Source organism: Streptomyces aurantiacus, assembly GCF_001418335.1.
GTDB classification, from domain to species: domain Bacteria; phylum Actinomycetota; class Actinomycetes; order Streptomycetales; family Streptomycetaceae; genus Streptomyces; species Streptomyces aurantiacus.
On sequence record NZ_LIPP01000148.1, the window covers coordinates 1 to 20,329 of the forward strand.

At 71.0% G+C, this 20,329-nt stretch carries 18 protein-coding genes; 10 read left to right on the plus strand and 8 right to left on the minus strand.

Going from position 1 to position 20,329, the window contains the following annotated elements; translation table 11 throughout:
• Nucleotides 1–135 precede the first annotated feature (135 nt).
• Nucleotides 136–1,398 carry a peptidoglycan-binding domain-containing protein gene (locus AOK01_RS20355; RefSeq protein WP_157871379.1) on the minus strand — a complete coding sequence of 421 codons (1,263 nt, stop codon included), beginning with the start codon at nucleotides 1,396–1,398 and terminating at the stop codon, nucleotides 136–138.
• 205 nt (nucleotides 1,399–1,603) lie between these two features.
• Here AOK01_RS20355 and AOK01_RS20360 point away from each other — a divergent pair, with 205 nt between their 5' ends.
• From AOK01_RS20360 to AOK01_RS40340, 3 genes are all read left to right on the plus strand, one after another.
• A complete protein-coding gene (locus AOK01_RS20360; RefSeq protein ID WP_079103586.1) occupies nucleotides 1,604–3,793 on the plus strand; it encodes an MDR family MFS transporter in 2,190 nt (729 codons plus the stop codon).
• A 121-nt stretch (nucleotides 3,794–3,914) separates the two neighbouring features.
• Nucleotides 3,915–4,640, plus strand: a complete 726-nt coding sequence (locus AOK01_RS20365; RefSeq protein ID WP_055513728.1) for a hypothetical protein — start codon at nucleotides 3,915–3,917, stop codon at nucleotides 4,638–4,640.
• Between the two features lie 98 nt (nucleotides 4,641–4,738).
• Nucleotides 4,739–5,095: a hypothetical protein gene (locus AOK01_RS40340; protein ID WP_425424747.1), complete on the plus strand. Its 357-nt coding sequence runs from the start codon at nucleotides 4,739–4,741 to the stop codon at nucleotides 5,093–5,095.
• A gap of 70 nt (nucleotides 5,096–5,165) precedes the next feature.
• On the opposite strand, the gene AOK01_RS20375 is transcribed toward AOK01_RS40340, so the two are convergent.
• Nucleotides 5,166–5,576: a DnaJ family domain-containing protein gene (locus tag AOK01_RS20375; protein ID WP_055513734.1), complete on the minus strand. Its 411-nt coding sequence runs from the start codon at nucleotides 5,574–5,576 to the stop codon at nucleotides 5,166–5,168.
• Nucleotides 5,577–5,768: 192 nt separating this feature from the next.
• Here AOK01_RS20375 and AOK01_RS20380 point away from each other — a divergent pair, with 192 nt between their 5' ends.
• Nucleotides 5,769–6,164: a hypothetical protein gene (locus AOK01_RS20380; protein ID WP_055513736.1), complete on the plus strand. Its 396-nt coding sequence runs from the start codon at nucleotides 5,769–5,771 to the stop codon at nucleotides 6,162–6,164.
• Between the two features lie 122 nt (nucleotides 6,165–6,286).
• Here AOK01_RS20380 and AOK01_RS20385 read toward each other — a convergent pair whose 3' ends face one another.
• Nucleotides 6,287–6,958 (minus strand): O-methyltransferase, encoded by a 672-nt coding sequence (locus tag AOK01_RS20385; protein ID WP_055513738.1) that lies wholly within the window; start codon nucleotides 6,956–6,958, stop codon nucleotides 6,287–6,289.
• Between the two features lie 302 nt (nucleotides 6,959–7,260).
• Between AOK01_RS20385 and AOK01_RS20390 the strand changes: the two genes are divergently transcribed.
• Nucleotides 7,261–9,396 carry a bifunctional glycosyltransferase 87/phosphatase PAP2 family protein gene (locus AOK01_RS20390; protein WP_055513740.1) on the plus strand — a complete coding sequence of 712 codons (2,136 nt, stop codon included), beginning with the start codon at nucleotides 7,261–7,263 and terminating at the stop codon, nucleotides 9,394–9,396.
• Here the strand turns inward: AOK01_RS20390 and AOK01_RS20395 are convergent.
• Both AOK01_RS20395 and AOK01_RS20400 read right to left on the minus strand, forming a co-directional pair.
• Nucleotides 9,350–10,903, minus strand: a complete 1,554-nt coding sequence (locus AOK01_RS20395) for a hypothetical protein (RefSeq protein ID WP_425424748.1) — start codon at nucleotides 10,901–10,903, stop codon at nucleotides 9,350–9,352. The two genes, AOK01_RS20390 and AOK01_RS20395, sit on opposite strands and share 47 nt — an antisense overlap.
• Nucleotides 10,904–11,215: 312 nt before the next feature.
• Complete coding sequence (locus AOK01_RS20400) at nucleotides 11,216–12,460, minus strand: cytochrome P450 (RefSeq protein ID WP_055513742.1); 1,245 nt, start codon at nucleotides 12,458–12,460, stop codon at nucleotides 11,216–11,218.
• Nucleotides 12,461–12,752: 292 nt separating this feature from the next.
• On the opposite strand from AOK01_RS20400, the gene AOK01_RS20405 reads away from it, so the two are divergent.
• A complete protein-coding gene (locus AOK01_RS20405) occupies nucleotides 12,753–13,922 on the plus strand; it encodes a steroid 3-ketoacyl-CoA thiolase (RefSeq protein ID WP_055513744.1) in 1,170 nt (389 codons plus the stop codon).
• A gap of 90 nt (nucleotides 13,923–14,012) precedes the next feature.
• Here AOK01_RS20405 and AOK01_RS20410 read toward each other — a convergent pair whose 3' ends face one another.
• Nucleotides 14,013–14,963, minus strand: a complete 951-nt coding sequence (locus tag AOK01_RS20410; RefSeq protein ID WP_055513746.1) for an NAD(P)H-binding protein — start codon at nucleotides 14,961–14,963, stop codon at nucleotides 14,013–14,015.
• The gene (locus AOK01_RS20415) at nucleotides 14,960–15,211 is read right to left on the minus strand and encodes a nuclear transport factor 2 family protein (RefSeq protein ID WP_245702330.1); all 252 of its coding nucleotides are present in this window, start codon (nucleotides 15,209–15,211) and stop codon (nucleotides 14,960–14,962) included. Before AOK01_RS20415 ends, AOK01_RS20410 begins: the two co-directional genes overlap by 4 nt.
• Nucleotides 15,212–15,425: 214 nt before the next feature.
• Between AOK01_RS20415 and AOK01_RS20420 the strand changes: the two genes are divergently transcribed.
• The 4 genes from AOK01_RS20420 (at nucleotide 15,426) to AOK01_RS20435 (ending at nucleotide 19,208) form a co-directional block, all read left to right on the plus strand.
• Entirely contained in the window at nucleotides 15,426–16,265 is an 840-nt protein-coding gene (locus AOK01_RS20420; protein ID WP_055513750.1) for a helix-turn-helix transcriptional regulator, read from the plus strand.
• A gap of 150 nt (nucleotides 16,266–16,415) precedes the next feature.
• Nucleotides 16,416–17,174 (plus strand): tRNA-dependent cyclodipeptide synthase, encoded by a 759-nt coding sequence (locus tag AOK01_RS20425; protein WP_079103588.1) that lies wholly within the window; start codon nucleotides 16,416–16,418, stop codon nucleotides 17,172–17,174.
• Entirely contained in the window at nucleotides 17,171–18,214 is a 1,044-nt protein-coding gene (locus AOK01_RS41395) for a squalene/phytoene synthase family protein (RefSeq protein ID WP_055513752.1), read from the plus strand. Before AOK01_RS20425 ends, AOK01_RS41395 begins: the two co-directional genes overlap by 4 nt.
• A gap of 121 nt (nucleotides 18,215–18,335) precedes the next feature.
• The gene (locus AOK01_RS20435) at nucleotides 18,336–19,208 is read left to right on the plus strand and encodes a methyltransferase domain-containing protein (protein WP_055513754.1); all 873 of its coding nucleotides are present in this window, start codon (nucleotides 18,336–18,338) and stop codon (nucleotides 19,206–19,208) included.
• A 65-nt stretch (nucleotides 19,209–19,273) separates the two neighbouring features.
• Here the strand turns inward: AOK01_RS20435 and AOK01_RS20440 are convergent, their stop codons facing one another.
• Nucleotides 19,274–20,086, minus strand: a complete 813-nt coding sequence (locus tag AOK01_RS20440) for a hypothetical protein (RefSeq protein ID WP_055513757.1) — start codon at nucleotides 20,084–20,086, stop codon at nucleotides 19,274–19,276.
• Between the last annotated feature and the right edge of the window lie 243 nt (nucleotides 20,087–20,329).

Genomic DNA, 20,329 nt, shown 5'->3' on the forward strand with positions numbered 1-20,329 from the left:
TGGGGGTTGAGCGCGCAGTTCCCCGCGCCCCTGAGGGGCGCTGGGGTGCGGTCCGAGGGTTTTGTGCGGGTGGTTCGGGGGTTGCGCGCGCCGTTCCTCGCGCCCCTGTCGGGGCGCTGGGGTGCGGCGGTGGGGTTACGGCTCTGAGGTTTCTGATTCCAGGCTTTCTCGGGTTCGTTGGTCGTAGATGCCCAGGTTCTCGTCGATGCCATTGGTGAACTGGTAGTGGCGCACGGCGTTTCTTGTTCCGTTGTCGTAGTCGCCGTCCGCGTTGCCCAGGTAGATGGCCAACTGCTTCAGGCGCAGCTGGAGTTCGGTCACCTCGGGGCCCTCGTCGCCGGGGCGCAGCACCACGGGCTCTGCCTTGTCCGTCGGGCTGGGGGACGGCTCGGGGGGATCGTCGGGCGAGTCCTCGTTCCCGCCCGTCGACGCACGCGGCGTCGTGGCGGTCGTCCGGGACGGGGTGGCCGAGGCGGTCGACTCCGTGGCCGACGGCGAGGCGCTCGTACTGCTCGACGCGGACGAAGAAGGCGACGCCGACTCGGACGGTGACTCGGAGTCCGACGGGAGCGGCGGCTCGTCCACCGACGTGTCCGGCACGCTCGCGCGTATGTCGTCCGGGGCCGCGTCGTTCCGCGACGGCGACTCGTACGAGAACAGCCCGCTCGCGAACCCGGCCGCCGCGACCACCACAGCGGTGGCACCGGCGCCCACGAGCACGAAGCGGCGGCGTCGGCTGCTCGTGTTCTCGACGGGGGCGTCCGGGAAGTCGGCGGGGTCGGGCTCGAAGAGCTGGGTGTCGGCGGGGTGGGGCAGGGCCGTCGCGTGGGTCAGTCGCGTGGTCGCGTCCACATCGTCGGCGAACGCGTCCGGCGACTCATGGGTGCCGTGGGTGCCGTGGGTGCCATGGGTTCCGTGAATTCCGGGAGCGACCGGGCTTTCCAGCCGGCCCTGGTGCTCCGGTGAGCCCGGTGCGTCCAGTGGGCCCGTGTGTGCGGAAGGCGTGCGCTGTACGGGGATCGAGACGGTTCCCCAGTCGTCGGGTGCCGCCGGGCCCCCAGGCGTGCCGGTGGACGCCGGCGCATCCGAGGGACCAGGCCCGCCCTCGTGACCCTCGTGGCCCCCACGGCCCTCGTGGTCCTCGGTCGCCGTGCCGGGTGAGCTCTCACTCGCCGGAGACTGCGTACTCCCGGGTCCGGCGGCGCCCTCCTTGCCCACTTCCAGGTCCACGTAGGGGCGTATGCGCAGTGGGTCGAAGTCCTCCGCGGCGGCCGTCTCGGCGGAACGGGTTTCCAGGAGTTCGTCCGCCGCTCTGCGGGCGCAGCCGCATGTCGGAGAGCCCCCGGACTCCCTGGGTGCCCCGCATTCCGGGCATATATGACCGCTCCGGTCGTTCACGTGTGGATCCCTCTCCGTACGAACTCCAGCGATTATGCAGACCCCCTCCACACAATCTCCCGGTTACCCCCGGAATCCCGGACCCTTGGCCGGATTCAACAGGCCATAACGGGTCACACCGACCAGGATGGAACACCACGACGGAAGAGGACCGGAAGCAACAGGACCGGAAGCAACAGGACCGACGGGGCCGGGAGGACTTCACATGGCCGGGGATGGGCACGCCACGGGCGGCACGGGCGGCACTGACGCCGCGCACGCCGCGCACGGCACGGGCACGCACGGTACTCACGGAGCGGTGGACGCGGGGAACGTACAGGACCCCTCCCGCTCCGCCCGGGACCGCTCACCCGGTGTCGCCGCCGCTCCGGAGCACTTGCAGGGCGGTGTCCTCGTCTCGATCGGGGCGCTGCTCCTGGGAATGCTGCTCGCCGCGCTCGACCAGACGATCGTGGCGACCGCGCTGCCTACGATCGTCAGCGACCTCGGCGGCCTCGACCACCTGTCGTGGGTCGTCACCGCGTACCTGCTGGCCTCCACGGCCGCCACCCCGCTCTGGGGCAAGCTCGGTGACCAGTACGGACGCAAGAAGCTGTTCCAGATCGCCGTCGTGCTCTTCCTGATCGGTTCGGCGCTGTGCGGCATGGCGCAGAACATGCCCCAGCTGATCGCCTTCCGCGCCCTCCAGGGCCTCGGCGGCGGCGGGCTCATCGTGCTGTCGATGGCGATCGTCGGCGACCTCGTACCGCCCCGCGAACGGGGCAAGTACCAGGGCCTGTTCGGCGCGGTCTTCGGCGCGACCAGCGTCCTCGGCCCGCTGCTCGGCGGCCTGTTCACCGAGCACCTGACCTGGCGCTGGGTCTTCTACGTCAACCTTCCCCTCGGGATCGTCGCGCTCGCCGTCATCGCCGCCGTACTGCATATCCCGGTCCGTTCCCGGCGGCACACGATCGACTACCTCGGTACGTTCCTGATCGCGGCCGTCGCCACCTGCCTGGTCCTCGTCGCCTCGCTCGGCGGCAGCACCTGGGCCTGGGGCTCGGCGCGGATCATCGGCCTCGCGGTCCTGGGCGTCGTACTCGCCGTGGTCTTCGTGGCCGTCGAGCGTCGCGCCGCGGAACCCGTGCTCCCGCCGAAACTGTTCCGGATCCGCACCTTCGTCCTCGCCGCCGTGATCAGCTTCGTCGTCGGCTTCGCGATGTTCGGCGCCATGACGTACCTGCCGACGTTCCTCCAGGTCGTCCAGGGTGTGTCGCCCACCATGTCGGGTGTCCACATGCTGCCGATGGTGGCCGGGCTGCTGATCTCCTCGACCGTCTCCGGGCAGATCGTCAGCCGTACGGGCCGCTGGAAGGTGTTCCCCATCGCGGGCACCGCCGTGACGGCCCTCGGGCTGCTGCTCCTGCACCGGCTCGACGTGGACAGCTCCACGGGCGAGATGAGCGCGTACTTCCTCGTCTTCGGCCTGGGCCTCGGCCTGGTCATGCAGGTCCTCGTGCTGATCGTGCAGAACGCCGTCTCGTACGAGGACCTGGGCGTCGCGACCTCCGGCGCCACCTTCTTCCGCTCCATCGGCGCCTCGTTCGGCGTCGCCATCTTCGGCTCGGTCTTCGCGAGCCGCCTGAGCGGCGAACTGACCACCGCGCTCCGCGGACAGCGACTCCCGCCGGGCCTGAGCGCCGACGCGCTGAAATCCGACCCGAAGATCATCGGCGAGCTGCCGGCCGCGCTCCGGCCGCCCGTCGTCGAGGCGTACGCCGTCTCCATCACGGACGTCTTCCTGTACGCGGCCCCGGTCGCCCTCGTCGGCTTCGTGCTCGCCTGGTTCCTGCGCGAGGACAAACTGCGGGGCTCGGTGACGGCACCGGACGCCACCCAGACGCTCGCCAGCAACCCCGTGGAGCGCTCCTCGTACGACGAGGTGTGCCGCGCGCTGTCCGTGCTGGGCACCCGGGAGGGGCGGCGGCAGATCTACGAGAAGATCACCGCCCGCGCCGGGTACGACCTGCTGCCCGGCGCGAGCTGGCTGCTGCTGCGCATCAGGCGCTACGGCTGGGCCGAGCCCGCCGTCCTCGCCGAGCGCAGCGCGGTGCCCCTGCGGGTCGTCATCGCGGCCGCACGGCAGGTGGAGGAGCGGCGGCTGGCCGTACGCGAAGGCATCGACCTCGTCCTCACCGAGCGGGGCCGTGAGGTGGCCGAGAAGCTGGCCGAGGCCCGGGAGGAGTCCCTCGCCGAGCTCCTCGGCGACTGGTGGGGCCCGGACCGGCCCACCGACCTCGGCCGGCTCGTGCGGGAACTGAACTCCGAGCTGTGCGGTTCCGACGCGGAACAGCCGTACGAGGAGCCGGCGCCCGAGCCGGTCGGGCGGCCTGGCATGGCCGGCCAAGTGAAGTGACCCGGGGCCTACTTGGCGGCTCTGCGGCGGATGTGAGCGACGGGCACCCGTTTGGGCGCCCCGCTCCGGGCAACCCGGCCAAGGAAGCGGCCCACCGGGCCCTGAACTTGGAAGGCAATCCATGTCCACAGGCGTGATCATCATTCTGATCGTGGTCGCGGTGGCCCTTGTCGCCGCCGTGGCCGCTCGGCTCGTGATGGCCCGCGGGGCGGGCGGCGGGCGAGGTCTGAAGCGGCGCTTCGGGCCCGAGTACGACCGGGCGGTGGCCCGGCACGACGGCGACTCCAAGGCCGCCGAACGTGAACTGGAGGAGCGTGTGAGGCGCCACGGGTCGCTGCGCGAGCAGCCGTTGGACCCCGCGGCGCGGGAGCGGTACGCGGTCCGCTGGACGGCGATCCAGGAGCAGTTCGTCGACTCGCCGCGTGACGCCGTCGTCGAGGCGGACCGGCTGCTCGCCGAGGTGGCGGGCGCGCGCGGCTTCCCGGACGGCGGTCGCTACGAGGAGCAGCTCTCGGCACTGTCCGTGCACCACGCGCACCACGTGAACGGCTACCGCCGTGTCCACCTGGCCGCGCACTCGAACGGCGCCGCGACGGGCCGGGGCGGCGACACGGAGCAACTGCGTGAGGCGCTGGTCGAGGCCCGCGCCCTCTTCGAGGACCTGACCACCTCCGCGACCACCCCGGCGACCACCCCGGCGACCGTCCCGACTGCCGCCTCCACGACCGCCTCCGCCCGTACCACCAGGACCGATCCCGCCCGTACCGCCAGGACCGACGACAGCTCACGCGGCGGCCGATCGCACCTGCCGTGGGCGCTCAACAGGCGCGACGCCAAGGGGAGTTGAGACGTATGCCGGACAACACCACGGCAGGAACGGGACCAGGACCGGGACCAGGACCGGGTCCGGGACCGGGGTCAGGAACGGGACCGGGTCCGGGACCGGTGACGGGCGGCGCCTCCCGCGCGGGCATCCTCGGTGCCGAGGCGAGGGTGAACGCCGGGACGACGACCGGCGCGAGCACCAGTGGACGGCTCATGCCCCACGACGAGGGCGACAAGTGGTCGCTGCGGCTGCAGCACGCGGTCTCCGCGTTCGTCGACGAGCCCCGTGGTTCGATCGAGGAGGCGGACCAGGTGCTCAAGGAGGTCGCGGAGCGGTTCGCCGACGCCGTCACCCGCCGGCGACGCACCCTGCGTACGTCCTGGCAGACCCCCGGCGACGACAAGGCCGACACGGAGCAGTTGCGGCTGGCCCTGCGTGACTACCGCGAGCTGACGGAACGGCTGCTGAAGATCTGACCCACACGTCACGCACGGAGGCCCTGCCCGGGTGATGCGCCGGGGCGGGGCCTCGCTCCTTCCGGGTGCCTCACTCCTGCCGGGCGCGGCGCTCGTGCCACGCGCGGACGATCTCCTCGACGTCGTACGGCTTGAGACCCAGCGGCGGACCGGGCGGCGGCTTGAACATCATCTCGCGGATCTTCGCGTTGACGTCCGTGACGATCCGTCGCACCACCCGCTCCGAGGGCGCCGCGGCGGCCTGCTCCAGCGCGTCCTGCGCCTCCTTGCGCAACGCCAGCGTCGGCGGCAGCACGGACAGACCCTCGCGGGCCATCTTCTGCTTGATCCACCACAGCTCGTCGTACGACGTGTCGGGGCCGCTCGGCAGCGGTTTGCCCGCACCGGCGAGTTCGGTGAACTCACCGCGGGCCTCCGCCTCGCGAATCTGTCTGTCGACCCAGGACTCGAAGCCGACCCCGGGAGGCTTGCGCTCGGTCATGGGTCCATTGTGCCGGAGAGGCCGGGAGGGCCGGAGAGGCCGGAGAGTACGAGAGTGGGCCGGACGGTACGGGTTCTGGCGATTATCATTCGGCGGCGATGTGCCGCCGGGCGTCAACCACGTCCCGGCGCGGAGAATCGGAACGCGGGAACGCGGGGGAACGCGGGAACGCGGGGGAACGAAGGAGCGCACGTGCTCGAACTCACCATGGCCACGGTGTCCGGTACGGACGCCGGCGCGACGGCCGGAATGCAGATGGCCGACGCGCCGAGCGAGCCGGGAGCCGTGCTGCGGGTGGGGCGCGACCGGGGCACGTGCCGCCTCGCGACGCCCGACGACTGGCTGTTCGTCTCGCGGGTCCACCTGGAGTTCCTGTGCGGGCCCGAGGGGACCTGGCAGGTGACCTGGCTACGGGGCACGCACGACGACCCCTCGTCCGAGGTGCGGCTCGTGCTGGTGGGCGGGACGCAGCAGACACTGCTGTACGGCGGAACGGCGCAGCTGGCCGCGGGCGGCGCCGGCGAACTGGTCATCCACGACCGCACGGGCCCGCGCAGCGTGAACGTGGGCTTCTACCACGAGGCCTGAAGCGCCGGGGAGCCGCTGGGAGCAGCGCCGGGAAGGGCCCGCGCCGGTACGTGAGCGGCGGGGCCCCGCGCCGAATACGTGAGCGGCGTCTACGGCGCCTACGACGTCCACGCGACCGGCGCCTACGGCAGCACGCGTGCCAGCGCGAACCCGTCGTACCCCTTCACTCCCACCGTCTGGATCGCCGTGGCGGTCAGCCTGGGATGCGTGGCGAAGAGTTCGAGCGCCTCGCGGGTGCCGCGCACACTCGGGTCGTCGCTGCCGGCGTCGGTGACGGCGCCGCCGCGGACGACGTTGTCGAGGACGATCAGGCTGCCCGGGCGGGTGAGTTTCACGGCCCATTCCACGTAGCGGGGGTTGTTCACCTTGTCCGCGTCGATGAAGACCACGTCGAACGGGGTGGGGTCCTCCTCGGCCAGCGTCCGCAGGCTGTCCAGGGCCGGCCCCACCCGGACCTCGGTGAGCTTGTCCAGGCCGGCGCGGGCGAGGTTGTGCCGGGCCACCTCGGCGTGCCGTTCGCTGTACTCCAGGCTGATCAGCCGGCCGTCCTGCGGGAGGGCGCGGGCCAGCCAGATGGTGCTGTAGCCGCCGAGCGTGCCGATCTCCAGGATGCGGGTCGCGCCCTGGATCACGGCGAGGAGGTGCAGCAGCTTGCCCGTGTTCGGGGAGACGTTGATCTGTGGCAGCCCGGCGGCGTCGCTGTCGCGCAGCGCGTCGGTCAGGGCGGCGTCCGGCGGGGCGAGGAGGCCGGTGAAGTAGTCGTCCACGTCGTGCCAGAGTCGGGGCTCGGTCATCCGGTAGGCCTTTCGTCTCTCTAGTTAGGTGAGCTAACTAGTTCCGTTGCCGAATATAGCCGGTTACCGGCAGGTCGGGTGGTTGCATTCCCGTCACGGCCTCGCGTGGCGGCGTTCCGTGGCGCCATGTCGGCGTACAACACCTTCATCCGGACAAAAGACTGAAGGACGTCAGGTGAAGAGGGGGTTGCCTGCGTCTTCCGACGGGGGTGGTGCGAGCCTCTTAGAGTTCGAACAGGAAACAGACGCACGAGACCCATGGGCACAACAGGGGACGAACGGGGCGGGAGGGCCGACGGCGCGTGGCGAATGTGGAGCACGGTGGACGACCAGGTGATGGCTTCGGGGCGGCGGCGCCCGGGACGGCGAAGACACGGCTGGATGTGGTCCGCGTGGGCCTCTGGCTGGTCGCCGCCGTCCTCGCGGTACGGCAGGTCGCCGTCGTCCTGAGCACACCGAAGGGCGAACGCCTGACGGATCTGGAAACCTGGGTCGGACCCGACGGTGTGCTGCATGTGAACGGGTCGCTCTACGACTCGACGCGGTTCACGGGCACACCGTTCAGCGGACTCGTCCTCAAACCCCTCACCAAGGCCGCCGAGCAGGCCCTCGGCTGGGGCTGGACCTTCGGCACGCTGCTGCTGGTGGTCGCCCTCGGCCTGGTCGCCGCCCGCGCCCTGCCCCAGCCCGTCAGCCGCCGTACTTCCCTACTGGCCGCGCCCGTCGCGATCAGCCTGCTGATGCTGTCGTTGCCCGTGCGCAACGCGCTGTATCTCGGCCAGACCAGCATCATCCCGGTCCTGCTGGTGCTCCTCGGCTGCTTCGCCGTGCGCGGGGAACGGGCGAGCGGGGTCCTGATCGGCCTCGCGGCGGCCCTGCAGCCGACCGTCCTGCTGTTCGCGCCGCTCCTGTGGTTCACCGGCCGCCGCCGGGCCGCCGGCTCCACCGGGCTCACCTTCGCCGCGTGCACCGCGCTCGCGTGGGCGGCGATGCCGCACGACTCGTACACGTACTGGGTGCACCACCTGGCCGGGGTCGGTCTCGGCCGGCCCGCCGACGACCTCGCCAACCAGTCGCTGCACGGGGCGCTGCTGCGCCTCGGCGTCGAGGGTCCGCTGGAGATCGCGCTCTTCCTGGCGCTCGGCGCGGCCGTCGCCGTGCTCGGCCTGCGCCGCGCCGTGCGCTACGCCCGCGACGGACAGCTGCTGCTAGCCGTCGCGGTCACCGGCTGCGTCGCCGTCGCCGTGGCGCCGACCACCTGGCAGCACCAGCTGCTGTGGGTGCTGCTCGCGATGGCCGGCCGGGTCGGCAGGAAAGCGGGCGACCGGTACGTGTGGCCCGTCGCCGTCATCCTCGTGATGACCCTGCCGGCCAAGATGATGCTGCCGAACATGGCGTCGCTCTACCCGCTGCGCGACAACGTCGTACTGATCGCCGCCCTCGCCGCGGCGACCGCGGTCCCGTTCCTGTCCCGCACCTCCGAGTACTACCGCTCGCCGGTCCCGACCCGGTACGCGGACCCGGTGCCCACGCGGTGGCGGCGGGTGCCCCTGCTGCCGTTCCTGGGCCGGGTCCTCACCCGGCCGAACCTGCTCCTGGAACTGCTGCTGATCCGCGTCGGATACTCCGCATACCAGCAGGTCAGGCTCGCGGCGACCGGTGGCACCAACTCCGGGGGCCGGGCCACCGCCGAGCACCACGGCGAGCAGGTCCACTCCATCGAGAAGTTCTTCTTCATCGACATCGAGCACTGGGTCAACCACACGGTGACGAACGTGAGGTGGCTGGAGGACTTCTTCAACTTCTACTACACGTCGTTCCACTTCGTGGTCCCGCTGAGCGTCCTCGGTGTTCTGTACGCCCGCAGGCCCGCCGACTACCGCTGGGCCCGTGCGGCGCTCGGCTTCGCCACGCTGTTCGCGCTCGTCGGGTTCTGGCTCTACCCGCTGGCCCCGCCGCGGCTGATGCCCGGCCTCGGCTTCATCGACACCGTGCACGGCGTGCAGGACTTCTCCAAGCCGGACTACGGGACGCTGACGGCGCTCACCAACCAGTACGCGGCGATGCCCTCGCTGCACTTCGGCTGGTCGCTGTGGTGCGGGCTCGTCATCGCGATCCTCGCCCCCAGGTGGTGGATGAAGGCCCTGGGCCTGCTGCACCCGCTGTTCACGGTCTCCGCGATCGTGGCGACCGGCAACCACTGGGTGCTGGACGCGGTGGGCGGCGCGGCCGTCGTCGGCGCGGGCTTCGGGCTGACCTACCTGCTCCAGGGCCCCAGACCCCGACCGCTCGCCGAACCGGCCGGGAAGACCGAGAAGGCCGGCGAGGTCGGCGGTACTGCGCGGGCCGAGGGGGCCGCGGGGGCTGAAGGGGCCGATGCGGCCGGAGAGGTCAGCATCTCGGGGACGGGCCCGGCGAAGGGCCGTACCCCGAGCTGATCCGGTACTCGCCCGGCTCGGTCACCGTCAGCCGCGTGAACTCGCCCTCCTTCGCGAGGCAGCCGCCCTCGGCGCGCAGCCAGGGCGAGAAGGCGACCCGCACAGTCACCGCGCCGGGCCGTGGCACGCGCACCACGACCTCGGCGCTGTCGGCGCGCTCGACCGTGGCGGGCGCCGACACCATGGGCACCGCCCCGCGCACCCGGTAGACCCGCCAGTTCGGGTCCCGCCAGACCGGCTCAAGCCACGGGGTGCCGTTCCTGACCAGGCGCGCCTCGTCCTCCGCGAAGCCGTCCGGCTTCCCCGAGGGCAGCACGACGAAGCCGACCGCCCACCGGTCCAGCCAGGCACGGTACGTCTTCTCCGAGAACGTCCCGTCGTAGAAGAGCCGGCCCCGCTCCATGTCCAGCTGCCGGTTCCAGCCGCGTGCCAGGTTCACGTGCGGGGCCAGGGCGGTGGCCTCGCGGTGGTTGCGGGCCGGGACCACCTCGACCCGGGTACGGTCGGCGCCGAGCCGGTCGAGGGCTTCCACGACGCTGGTGGTGTGGTGGGCCCAGGCGGGCACGACCGTCGACACCTCCAGATCATCGACGGTCTTCTTACCGACCCACCCCACGGAGAAGACCAGCGCCATCGTCAACGCGAGACGCCTTGTCCTATTGCTGCGCCGCAGGGGCGCCTCCGCCGGTACCGCGAGCAGCGCCGCCAGCAACGTGGCGGGCGCGAACAGTTCCGCGAGCCGTTCCACGTTCGTGCCGACGGGGGAGGGGACCAGGAACGTGAGGACCGTCCCGGCCGCGTACACGACGGCGCCCCAGCGCAGCACCAGCCAGCCGCGCGGCGCCAGCGTCAGCACGACGACACCGATCAGCACCGGCGGCCAGATCCGGGCGGCGGGCATCAGCTGCTCGCCGGTGAACGGGAAGAGCAGTGTCGTCGCGCCCACCACCAGGACCGGGGGCACGATCAGCGCGGCGGCCCGCGCCCGGTCCCGTACGAGGGCGTAGCCGGCCCCCGCGACGACCAGGAACAGGCCCGCCACCGGACTCGCCATGGCCGCGAACGCCGCGTACGCCACCGCCGGCGCTGTCCGCCGCTCCCCGGTCAGCAGCACACAGGCCGCGAGCCCGAGGGCGATGCCGAGCGCGAACGTCGTACGGCCCGACGCGACGTTGCACCACAGCGCGAGCGACGCGAGCAGCGCCGGGCCGAGGGGGCGGTGGACGCCCGTACGGACGACGAGGGCCGCGGCCAGCCAGGCGGCGAGGAGCCCGGCCGCCACCGTCACGGTCCGCACGCCGAGGGCGGCCATCAGATAGGGCGAGATCAGGCTGTAGTTGGCGGTGTGCATCCCGCCGTACCAGAAGAGGCTGTACGCCGAACCGCTGTGCCGGGACGCGAAGTCGGCCCACGCCTCCTGTGCGGCCAGATCGCCGCCGCCGGTGGCGAGGAACAGCCACCACACCACGTACAGCGGAACGGTCGGAAGGGTGGCGAGGAGGGGCACACGGTGCCGGACCCGAAACGGCCGGAGGTCCCGCTTCCGGGAGACCTCGGAGACCTGACTGGAGACCTGACTGGAGACCTGATCGGAGACCTGAGAGGCGTGGGCAGGCTGGGCACCCTCCGGTCCGACGAGGGGCAGTTCGGCTGAGACCACGGCTCGACGTTTCCGTTCGAAGTCTTCGAAGGTGTGAGTTGGCTGTGCCACCTGTGAAGACGCGTAACGCGTCGAAAACGTTGACCGGCTGCCGGGGGGGGAACCCGCGGAGGCAGGGGCGCGGCGGAGGGGGAGCGCCCCTGCCTCTCGGGCGGCGGGTCAGCCGGCGCTGACCTGCAGCTCCTTCACGCCGTTGATCCAGGCGGAGCGCAGCCGGCGGGGGTCTCCGACCAGGCGCATGCCGGGCATCGCGTCGGCGATCGCGTTGAAGATGAGGTCGATCTCCAGGGTGGCGAGGGATTTGCCCAGGCAGAAGTGCGGGCCGCCGCCACCGAAGCCCAGGTGCGGGTTCGGGTCGCGGTCGATGTCGAAGACCTCCGGTGTGTCGAAGACCTCCGGGTCGTTGTTGGCGGAGGAGTAGAAGAGGCCGACGCGGTCGCCCTTCCTGATCTGCTTGCCGGCCAGCTCGGTGTCCTGGGTCGCCGTGCGCTGGAAGGAGACGACGGGCGTGGCCCAGCGGACGATCTCCTCGGCGGCGGTCGCCGGGCGCTCCCGCTTGTAGAGGTCCCACTGGTCGGGGTGGGTGAGGAAGGCGTGCATGCCGTGCGTGATGGCGTTACGGGTCGTCTCGTTGCCGGCGACGGCCAGCATCAGCACGAAGAAGCCGAACTCGTCGGAGGCGAGGTTGCCCTCGTTCTCGGCGGCCACCAGCGTGGTCGCGATGTCCTTGGCGGGGCACTGTTTGCGGTCGGCCGACATGTTCATCGCGTAGGCGAGGATCTCGGTGGCGGCCTCCTGGCCGATCTCCTCGGTGATCGCGTACTCCGGGTCGTCGTACGCGATCATCTTGTTGGACCAGTCGAAGATCTTGGCGCGGTCCTCCTGCGGGACGCCGATGAGCTCCGCTATCGCCTGGAGGGGCAGCTCGCAGGCGACCTCGGTGACGAAGTCGAAGGAGCCGCCGGGGCCCGCGTTCGCGAGCGCGCTCTCGACGATCCGGCCCGCGCGCGCGTGCAGGTTCTTCTCCAGGGCGCGGATGGCACGCGGGGTGAAGCCGCGCTGGACGATCTGGCGGACCCGGGTGTGCTCGGGCGGGTCCATGTTGAGCAGGATCAGCCGCTGGGCGTCGATCGCGTCGCGCTCGATGTGCTCGTTGAAGCGGATGATCGCGGTGTTGAGGGTGGAGGAGAACAACTCGGGGTGCGTGGACACGTACTTGACGTCGGCGTGCCGGGTGACGGCCCAGTAGCCCTCGTCCCCGAAGCCGGCGAGGCCCGGCGCCTGTGGGATCCAGCGGACCGGTTCGGCCCGGCGCAGTTCGGCGAACTCCGGGAGGGGCACGCGGTGGTGCAGCACATCGGGATCGGTGAAATCGAACCCGTCGGGCAGCGCTGGACAGGGCATCGGCAACTCCAGGTCGTACGACGATCGGGTTCTGACGGCCCATCAGGAACCGGGAATTGTCGTGAAGGTAGTAACGGGTTCTACAAGAGGCAAGAGGCGCGGCACCTCCAATCCGTGCGGGATTCCTCCGTGCAGGATTCGTGCAGATCGCGACTTCGGGAGCTGCACGACCCTTGCGGTGGCGGACGCCGGGTCAGCAGACTGCACAAAGAACTAGAACGCGTACTAGTTCAGCGTGGCGGGTGGGCCGGGACGCCCGCGCCGCGCGGGTGACCCGAGGAGAGGACTCCCCATGGCCGCGGAACCCGTGATCGTCGAAGCCGTACGCACCCCCATCGGCAAGCGCGGCGGCGCGCTCGCCAATCTGCATCCCGCCTATCTGCTGGGCGAGACCTACCGTGAACTCCTCGGCCGCACCGGCATCCACGCCGACTGCGTCGAGCAGATCGTCGGCGGCACGGTGACGCACGCCGGCGAGCAGTCCATGAACCCGGCGCGCACGGCCTGGCTGACGATGGGGCTGCCGTACGAGACGGCGGCGACGACTGTGGACTGCCAGTGCGGTTCCTCGCAGCAGGCCTCGCACATGGTCGCCAACATGGTCGCGGCGGGCGTGATCGACGTCGGCATCTCGTGTGGTGTCGAGGCCATGTCGCGGGTGCCGCTGGGCTCCGGCTCCAGGCACGGGCCGGGCAAGCCGTTCCCCGATGAGTGGAACGTGGACCTGCCGAACCAGTTCGAGGCGGCGGAGCGGATCGCGCGCCATCGCGCGCTGACCCGGGAGAACGTCGACGCGCTGGGGCTCGTCTCGCAGGAGCGGGCGGCGATCGCCTGGTCCGAGGAGCGTTTCAAGCGCGAGACGTTCGCCGTGCAGGTGCCGACGACGGAGGACGAACAGCGTGCCGGGCAGGGCATGTGGCGGCTCGTCGACCGGGACGAGGGTCTGCGCGACACCTCCATGGAGGCCCTCGCGAAGCTGAAGCCGGTCATGCCGACGGCGGTCCACACGGCGGGCAACTCGTCCCAGATCTCCGACGGGGCCTCCGCGATCATGTGGGCGTCGAAGCGGATGGCGCGAGCACTGAAGCTCCGCCCGCGCGCCCGGATCGTCGCCCAGGCGCTGGTCGGCTCCGACCCGCACTTCCACCTCGACGGCCCGATCGACGCGACGAAGGCGGTCCTGGGGAAGGCCGGGATGACCTTGAAGGACATCGACATCGTCGAGATCAACGAGGCGTTCGCGTCGGTGGTGCTGAGCTGGACGCAGACCTTCGACCAGGACCTGGAGAAGGTGAACGTGAACGGGGGCGCGATCGCCCTCGGGCATCCGGTGGGCGCGACGGGGGCGCGGCTCATCACCACGGCGGTTCATGAACTGGAGCGCCGGGGCAAGGAGTTCGCGCTGATCACGATGTGCGCGGGTGGGGCGTTGTCGACGGGGACGATCATTCAGCGGCTGTAGGTGGCCAGCCGCCTCGAAGGTGTGTTGATCCCGTACGGTCCTGCGTCCGTGGGGGTGTGCAGAGTCGGCGAGTCCGAGCGCGGGAGCCGGTCAGTGATCGGGCAAGCCGGTATTCGTCCACTCGGTCGCGTGGTCCTGGACGAACTCGGCGAAGGGGCGGGGTGGGCGGCCGGTCAGGTCCAGTACCGCGGTGCTGACCAGGTCCTCCCGGCCGGCCCTGATGCCGTCCTCCACGGCGGCGAGTGCGGCGGCGAACTCGGCCGGCAGGCCGGCGGCCCGATAGGAGGCCGCCAGTTCGTCGGACCCGATGTGCCGTACCCGGACCGGCCGGCCGGTGCGTGCGGTGATGATCGCCGCCGCGTCTTCGTAGCTCAATGCCTTGGGCCCGGTGAGCAGGTGGTCACGCCGGTCGCCGGCATCAAGTCCCGTATCGAGTCCCGTATCAAGGCTCGTACCGATGCCTGTATCGACGCCTGTATCGATGTCGGGGTGGGTCAGCAGGGCGGAGGCGGTGGCCGCGATGTCGCGTGCGTCGATCCAGCCCAGTCGGCCGGCGCCGGCGGCGGTGCGGATCTCGCCGTGCTGCCGGATCCGTTCGCCCAGTGGGTGAGGGCTCAGGAAGTTCTGCATGAACCCGGACGCGCGCAGCACGACCCACCCGGGCCTGGCCCGTACCCGCTCGGCCAGTTCCAGTGGGCCGGGAGCGTTCGGCAGCACGATCGCGGAGCCGAGCAGCACCAGGCGGCGCACGCCGATGCGTTGTGCCTCCGCCAGGAACGGGCCGACCAGCGGCATCGGGTCCACGACGTTCACCGGAGGCACCAGAAAGACCCGGTCCATGCCCCGCAGCGCGGCCGGGTGGGTCGCCGGGTCCTCCCAGTCGAACCGGACCGAGTCGGGATCGCCGGCGGACGGGTTGCGGCTGGCCACTCGGACCCGGACCCGGACCCCGTTCCCTCGCACACCTCCTCCGCCGCGCAGCAGGTCCACCAGCGCGCTTCCAGTCTTCCCGGTGCCGCCGGTCACCAGTACGCCGGTCATCGGGTGGCCTCCGGGCGAAGCGAGTCGAGCAGGTTCGGCAGATCGCCGGCGGCGGCAGCGGCGGCCGGCGGACTCCAGTAGTCCCGGTAGCGGGTGATCAGCCCGTCCCGGGCGGTTACCACCGTGATGTAGTCCAGCCGGTACGGCTCGCCGGTACGCACCGTGCGCCCGTGCGCGGTGAACTCCACCACGATGGTGTCGAACTCGGCGGTGCCTTCCGGCGCCCACAGGTCGGCGACGGCATCCATGTCCTTGGCCGGCAGCGACTCCAGCAGCCGACGGAAGATCTCATCAGGGGTACGTTCATCAGGGGTACGTGAGGTACGTGGCACGGTGATCCTCCGGTGTCGAGCGGTGTGTCCCCACCAGGCTGGGCCGGGAATCCCGGCCGAGGAACAGTCGGCCGAGCCCCGGACCACCAGTCCGTGGCTGGGCCGGGTCCCCCTGTGCCACCCTGGCCGCGTGAGCAGAGCCGAACTGGCAGACTTCCTGCGCCGCCGACGGGAAGCGCTGCACCCCGACCAGCTGGCGGCCACCGCCGTCCACCCGCCGGGCCGGCGCGCGCGGCGTACCCCCGGGCTGCGACGCGAAGAGGTGGCCGCGCTGGCCGGGGTGTCGAACAGCTACTACGAACGACTGGAACAGGCACGCGCACCGCATCCGTCCCCGCAGGTACTGGCCGCGCTGGCCGGCGCGCTGCAGCTCACCGCCGCGGAACGCGACTACCTGGCACGGGTGGCGGGGCAGACCCCGCGCGGCACCGACGCCGACAGGCCGCCCGTGCCCGCCGACATCCGCCAGTTCCTGGACCGGCTCGGGCCGATCCCCGCCTACCTGGCCGACGAGCGACTGGACATCCTCGCCTGGAACAGCGCGGCAGCCGAGCTGATCACCGACTTCGGGCTGCTGTCCGGCGAGGAACGCAACGTCGTCCGGCTGGCCATCCGGCTGAACGGCACACTCTGCTCGGCACCGGCCGGAGGCGACGACGAGTTCGCCCGGCAGTCCGCCGCCCAGCTGCGCGCGGCGGCCGTCCACGGCCCCGCCGACCGGTTCCTCGGCGAACTCGTCAACGAGTTCGCGGCGCACAGTGCCGCCTTCGCGGCCGGGTGGCGCGACCACGACGTGCGCCCCGTCCCCACCTTGCGCAAGCACCTGCGCCACCCGGAGCTGGGCGACCTGGACCTGGACTGCCAGACCTTGCTGCTCCCCGGCACCGACCTGCGGCTGGTGATGTACACGGCGCAGCCGGGCAGCTCAAGCGCCGCGGCACTCTCCCGGCTCGGGACCCACGGCGCCTGAGGCGTGGGCGCCCGAGCCACCCGAAGGGCGGAATGGAATCGCTGGGGATCATATGTGCGGTTACCGTGAATTTGTTCTGAGACGTGCGGGTAACGACGTCTTTTTCTTTTGTCCAGCAAGGACGTCGACGCGGCGGAACAGGAGGATCCCGTGCCCTACGGCTCTTCCTTCACCCTGGAGCCCTACAGCGAGAACTGCCGGTACGTCTGTGGCAGGAGAGAGCATGTGGTCTTCGGCGTCAGCCCAGGTAACAGCTACTTCCGGGTGAGCAGACTGGCCGACCTGCTGCGGTGGCTGTGCGAGGAATTCCGCCGGGTCGACGTGGTGATCCCGGACTCGGCCCTGCACCACACGTATCTGGCCCTCGGATACTCGCCGGAGCGGGCGGCGAAGAAGGTGCGGAGCGAGACGAATGTCCTGCGCAACCGCGTTCTGCGTGGCTGGGAGTTGAGCGGCTGTCCGCGAGACGGCAACGGGCTCTTCCTCATGTCGGCTCTCGCGCCCCGGCCGAGTTACCAACGGCTGCTGGCACACGTCCGGTCCACCCTGCGCGAGGACCAGGACCTGCGCGCTACCGCGATACGAATGACACGGGAGGCTCTGATCGCCCGGGGGCTCACCGGGGAGCCCACTGCCGAGCAGCTGGAGCGCGGGCTCCAGTACCTGGTCGCGGAGCTTCCGTTCTTCATCGGCTCGGCGGACATCTTCGAGGTGCCGTCGTCGGTGTGCTTCTATCACCGGCCCATTCCCCTGGCGGACGTCATCTTCGACCACCGGTCCCTGCTGTGTCCGTCACCCCGGCAGGGATACGCACTGATCTCCCCGACGGAACCGCCCGCGGGCGAGACCGCCTCGGCCTACGGGAGCGGCCTGCATCAGCGAGACGCGAAGGAAGTCAACCGCACATGAGCCAGCGAGAACTCACCGCGGCGGGGCTGACGTCCCCCCGCGTGCGCCAGGCCTACGCCGCCTGCGACGCCTACCTGCAACGGCGGAACTCAGCCGCGTTCCCCGCGATCCGTGTCCTGCTGCCGCCGGCCAAACGGCCGTTCTGGGACGCCGCCCTGGCGTTCTGTACCTTCGTCGACGACCTCTTGGACGATCCGGCGTGGACCGTGGAGAGAAGGCTGGCCCGCTACAGCGCGTACGAGCAGGATCTGTACCGCCTGATGGCGGGAGAGGAGCGGCGGCCGGCCCCGCGTCCGAGCGACACGGGGGAGCAACTGGCTTACGCCTTCCGGCACTTCGTGCAGACCTGGTGCATCCCCGAACACTCCGTACGCCGGTTCATGACCACCATTCGCACGGATCTTGAGGTGACCGAGTACCCCCGCTACGCGGACCTGACGGCCTACATCGAGGGCGTCTGCGTCCAGGGCACCCTGTGGGGCAACACGCTGCTGGAGCCACAGGACGAGCAGTCGGCGGCCCGGGCGGCAGGCTGCGCCAGCTTCGCCCTCCAGCTCACCGACTACCTTCAGGACCTGGGAGAAGACCTGGCGGACGGGCGGCTCTACCTTCCGCTGGAGGAGCTGAGAACGTTCGGCCTCAGCCGCGCGGATCTGGAACAGGCGGCCCGTGACAGGCGGATGACCCCTCCGCTGCGGGAACTGGTGGAGTACCAGGTCCGCCGGGCACGGGGTTACTTCGACGAGGCGGCCGACTGGTGGCGGCTCGTGGACCCGTCCGGACGCGAGCTGCCCCGTCAGTGCGTGCGGCTGGGGCAGATCAGCCTGGACCGGATCGAGCGCTCGGAGTACGACATCTTCCGGGTACCGCGGCGGGTGACGCTCGCCTGCGCCGCCGCGTCCTGCGCGCAATTCACCGCCGGATACCTGCGCAAGACCGTCGCCGGCCGGGCCCGGGCCCGGGGCCGCAGGCGAACAGGAGAGCTCATCACCCCGAGTGTCCGGCCTGCGGCGCGCCCCGCCGCGGAGACGGACCGGTGACGGCCACCGGCGCCGTCACCGCACCGGCCGGCACCGCGCGACACGGCCTCGGGCCCCGTCCACAGGACACTGTCCCCTCGGTCAAATTGGTCAATTAGGTCAACTCGGTTTGAGGAAAGCCATGTATCAGTCCGGGACCCGTTTCCAGGAAGACGTACAGGAGCTGTACGACAGGGCGTCGGAGAGGTTCGCCGCCCTGTACGACGACAATCTGCACTTCGGGTACTGGGACGACGACTCCGACGACACCTCCCTCGCCGCCGCCACCGACCGGATGACGGACCTGTTCATCGAGTCCCTCGAAGTCGCTCCCGGCCGACGGGTGCTGGACATCGGATGCGGGACCGGCAGGCCCGCCCTGCGCCTGGCCCGGGCGCGCGGCGCGGAGGTCGTCGGCATCTCCATCAGCGGCCGGGAGACGCAGCGCGCCAACGAGCGCAGCCTGAGCGAAGGACTGGAGCGGCAGGTGCGCTTCGAGCGGGCCGACGCGATGGCGCTGCCGTACGGGAGCGCGTCCTTCGACGCCGCGTGGGCGCTGGAGTCCATGGGCCACATGTCGGACCGCGCGCAGACGCTGCGCGAGATCGCCCGGGTCCTGCGGCCCGGCGGACGGCTGGTGATCGCCGACGGCTACCGCTACGAGGACCGCGCCGACGCCGCCGGCCTCGCGCTCATGGACCGCCTGTGCGCGGCCTTCCGGATGGCTCCCCCGCCCACCCTGGACGGGCATGCCGACCTGCTGGCCGCCGCCGGGTTCACCCTCGTGGCGTGCAGGGACCTCTCCCCGCACGCCCGGCGCTCGATGACCCGCCTGATCGAGATCATGGAGGAGAAGTCCGGGGAGTTGGCACCGCTCGTGGGGGAGGAGGCCTTCGGCCTTCTCATGGAGACCTTGAAGACGGCCGCGCCCTCCGACCTCATGGGATACGTCCTGCTGACCGCCCGGCGTCACCGGCCGGGGGAAACACCCGAGGGCAGCGGTCCGACCCGGTGAACGCAGGCCGGTCGGTCGAAGCACCGACGCATGAGGACAAAGGGCCGGTCCCGGTTCCCTCAGGGCTACGTGCGAGGCAGTGAGGTGTTGGTGATCGGGAGCGTCCGTTCCGTGCCGGCCACGTAGAGGTCCCTCGGGGCCGTGCGCAGCGCGAACGTGTCGTCGTAGCCCCGGACACGCACGGACATCACGAAGAAGCCGTCGTCCTCGGTGGTCGTCTTCACGCGGTACTGGCCCTCCCAGTAGGTCTGCAGGAAGACCTCGGTGCCCTCGGGCTCGACGCCCTCGGGGAGGGTGACCTTGCCCTGGACGACGAGGACGTCGCCCGCCTTCACCTTCTTCCTGTTGACCGTGTAACTGACCGAGCTGGACTTGGCGTCGGCGGCCACGGTGGTGTCCGCGAAGTGGCCGTCCTGCGGGGTGTTGAGGTCGCCGTCCTCGTCGTACAGGGCCGTGATCTGTACGTCGTGCTGGACGTTGAGCAGGCTGCTGTCGCCCACGTGGTCGATGTCGACGTCCGGGACGGTGAACTCGCCGTCGGCGTCGGAGACCGGAGTGCCCAGGTCGCGCGGCTCGTAGTAGGTGGGGTCGATCGGGTCGCCCCACGGGTTCCAGGTGGTGAAGCGGACGACCTCCTGGAGGGTGACGGGGATGTTCGGTGCCGGGGTGCCGTCGGCCTTGGTCACGGTGCCGGTGACGTCGACGCGGCGGTTGTCGTAGTCGGTGGAGGCCGGGCTGGTGCTCACGGTCAGCACGTAGGCCTCGCCGGGAGCGGCGTCCGCGGGCTTCGCCGCTGCGGAGGGCGTGGCCAGGGCGCCTGCGGCGAGCAGGAGCGCGGCGGTGGCGGCAAGCCGCGTCGTCAGGGTTTTGCTGGGCACGGGTCAACTCCAAGTTCGGTCGGGACTGCAGGAGTCGCGCCGGGCGGCACCGGTTCCGCCGCGGCACACGTGTCTGACACATCAGGTGCGACCGGTGGGGTCGGGCGGAAGTTGTACCTGTGCGGGCCCCGTTACGCGGCTGTGGCGGGGGACCGTTATGGGCGGGTTTCGGGTTCACCTGGGCGTTGGGCGTGGGCCGCCCTCCGTTACCCGACGCAATCGTTGCCCCTGCCCCTGCCCCTG

Bases quoted from the DNA above. Each gene is read 5' to 3' on its own strand.
- AOK01_RS20375 (WP_055513734.1), bottom strand. From the start codon at position 5,576: ATGACCGAGCGCAAGCCTCCCGGGGTCGGCTTCGAGTCCTGGGTCGAC.
- AOK01_RS20360 (WP_079103586.1), top strand. From the start codon at position 1,604: ATGGCCGGGGATGGGCACGCCACGGGCGGCACGGGCGGCACTGACGCC.
- AOK01_RS20415 (WP_245702330.1), bottom strand. From the start codon at position 15,211: ATGGATGCCGTCGCCGACCTGTGGGCGCCGGAAGGCACCGCCGAGTTC.
- AOK01_RS20405 (WP_055513744.1), top strand. From the start codon at position 12,753: ATGGCCGCGGAACCCGTGATCGTCGAAGCCGTACGCACCCCCATCGGC.
- AOK01_RS20410 (WP_055513746.1), bottom strand. From the start codon at position 14,963: ATGACCGGCGTACTGGTGACCGGCGGCACCGGGAAGACTGGAAGCGCG.
- AOK01_RS20365 (WP_055513728.1), top strand. From the start codon at position 3,915: ATGTCCACAGGCGTGATCATCATTCTGATCGTGGTCGCGGTGGCCCTT.
- AOK01_RS41395 (WP_055513752.1), top strand. From the start codon at position 17,171: ATGAGCCAGCGAGAACTCACCGCGGCGGGGCTGACGTCCCCCCGCGTG.
- AOK01_RS20400 (WP_055513742.1), bottom strand. From the start codon at position 12,460: ATGCCCTGTCCAGCGCTGCCCGACGGGTTCGATTTCACCGATCCCGAT.
- AOK01_RS20435 (WP_055513754.1), top strand. From the start codon at position 18,336: ATGTATCAGTCCGGGACCCGTTTCCAGGAAGACGTACAGGAGCTGTAC.
- AOK01_RS20385 (WP_055513738.1), bottom strand. From the start codon at position 6,958: ATGACCGAGCCCCGACTCTGGCACGACGTGGACGACTACTTCACCGGC.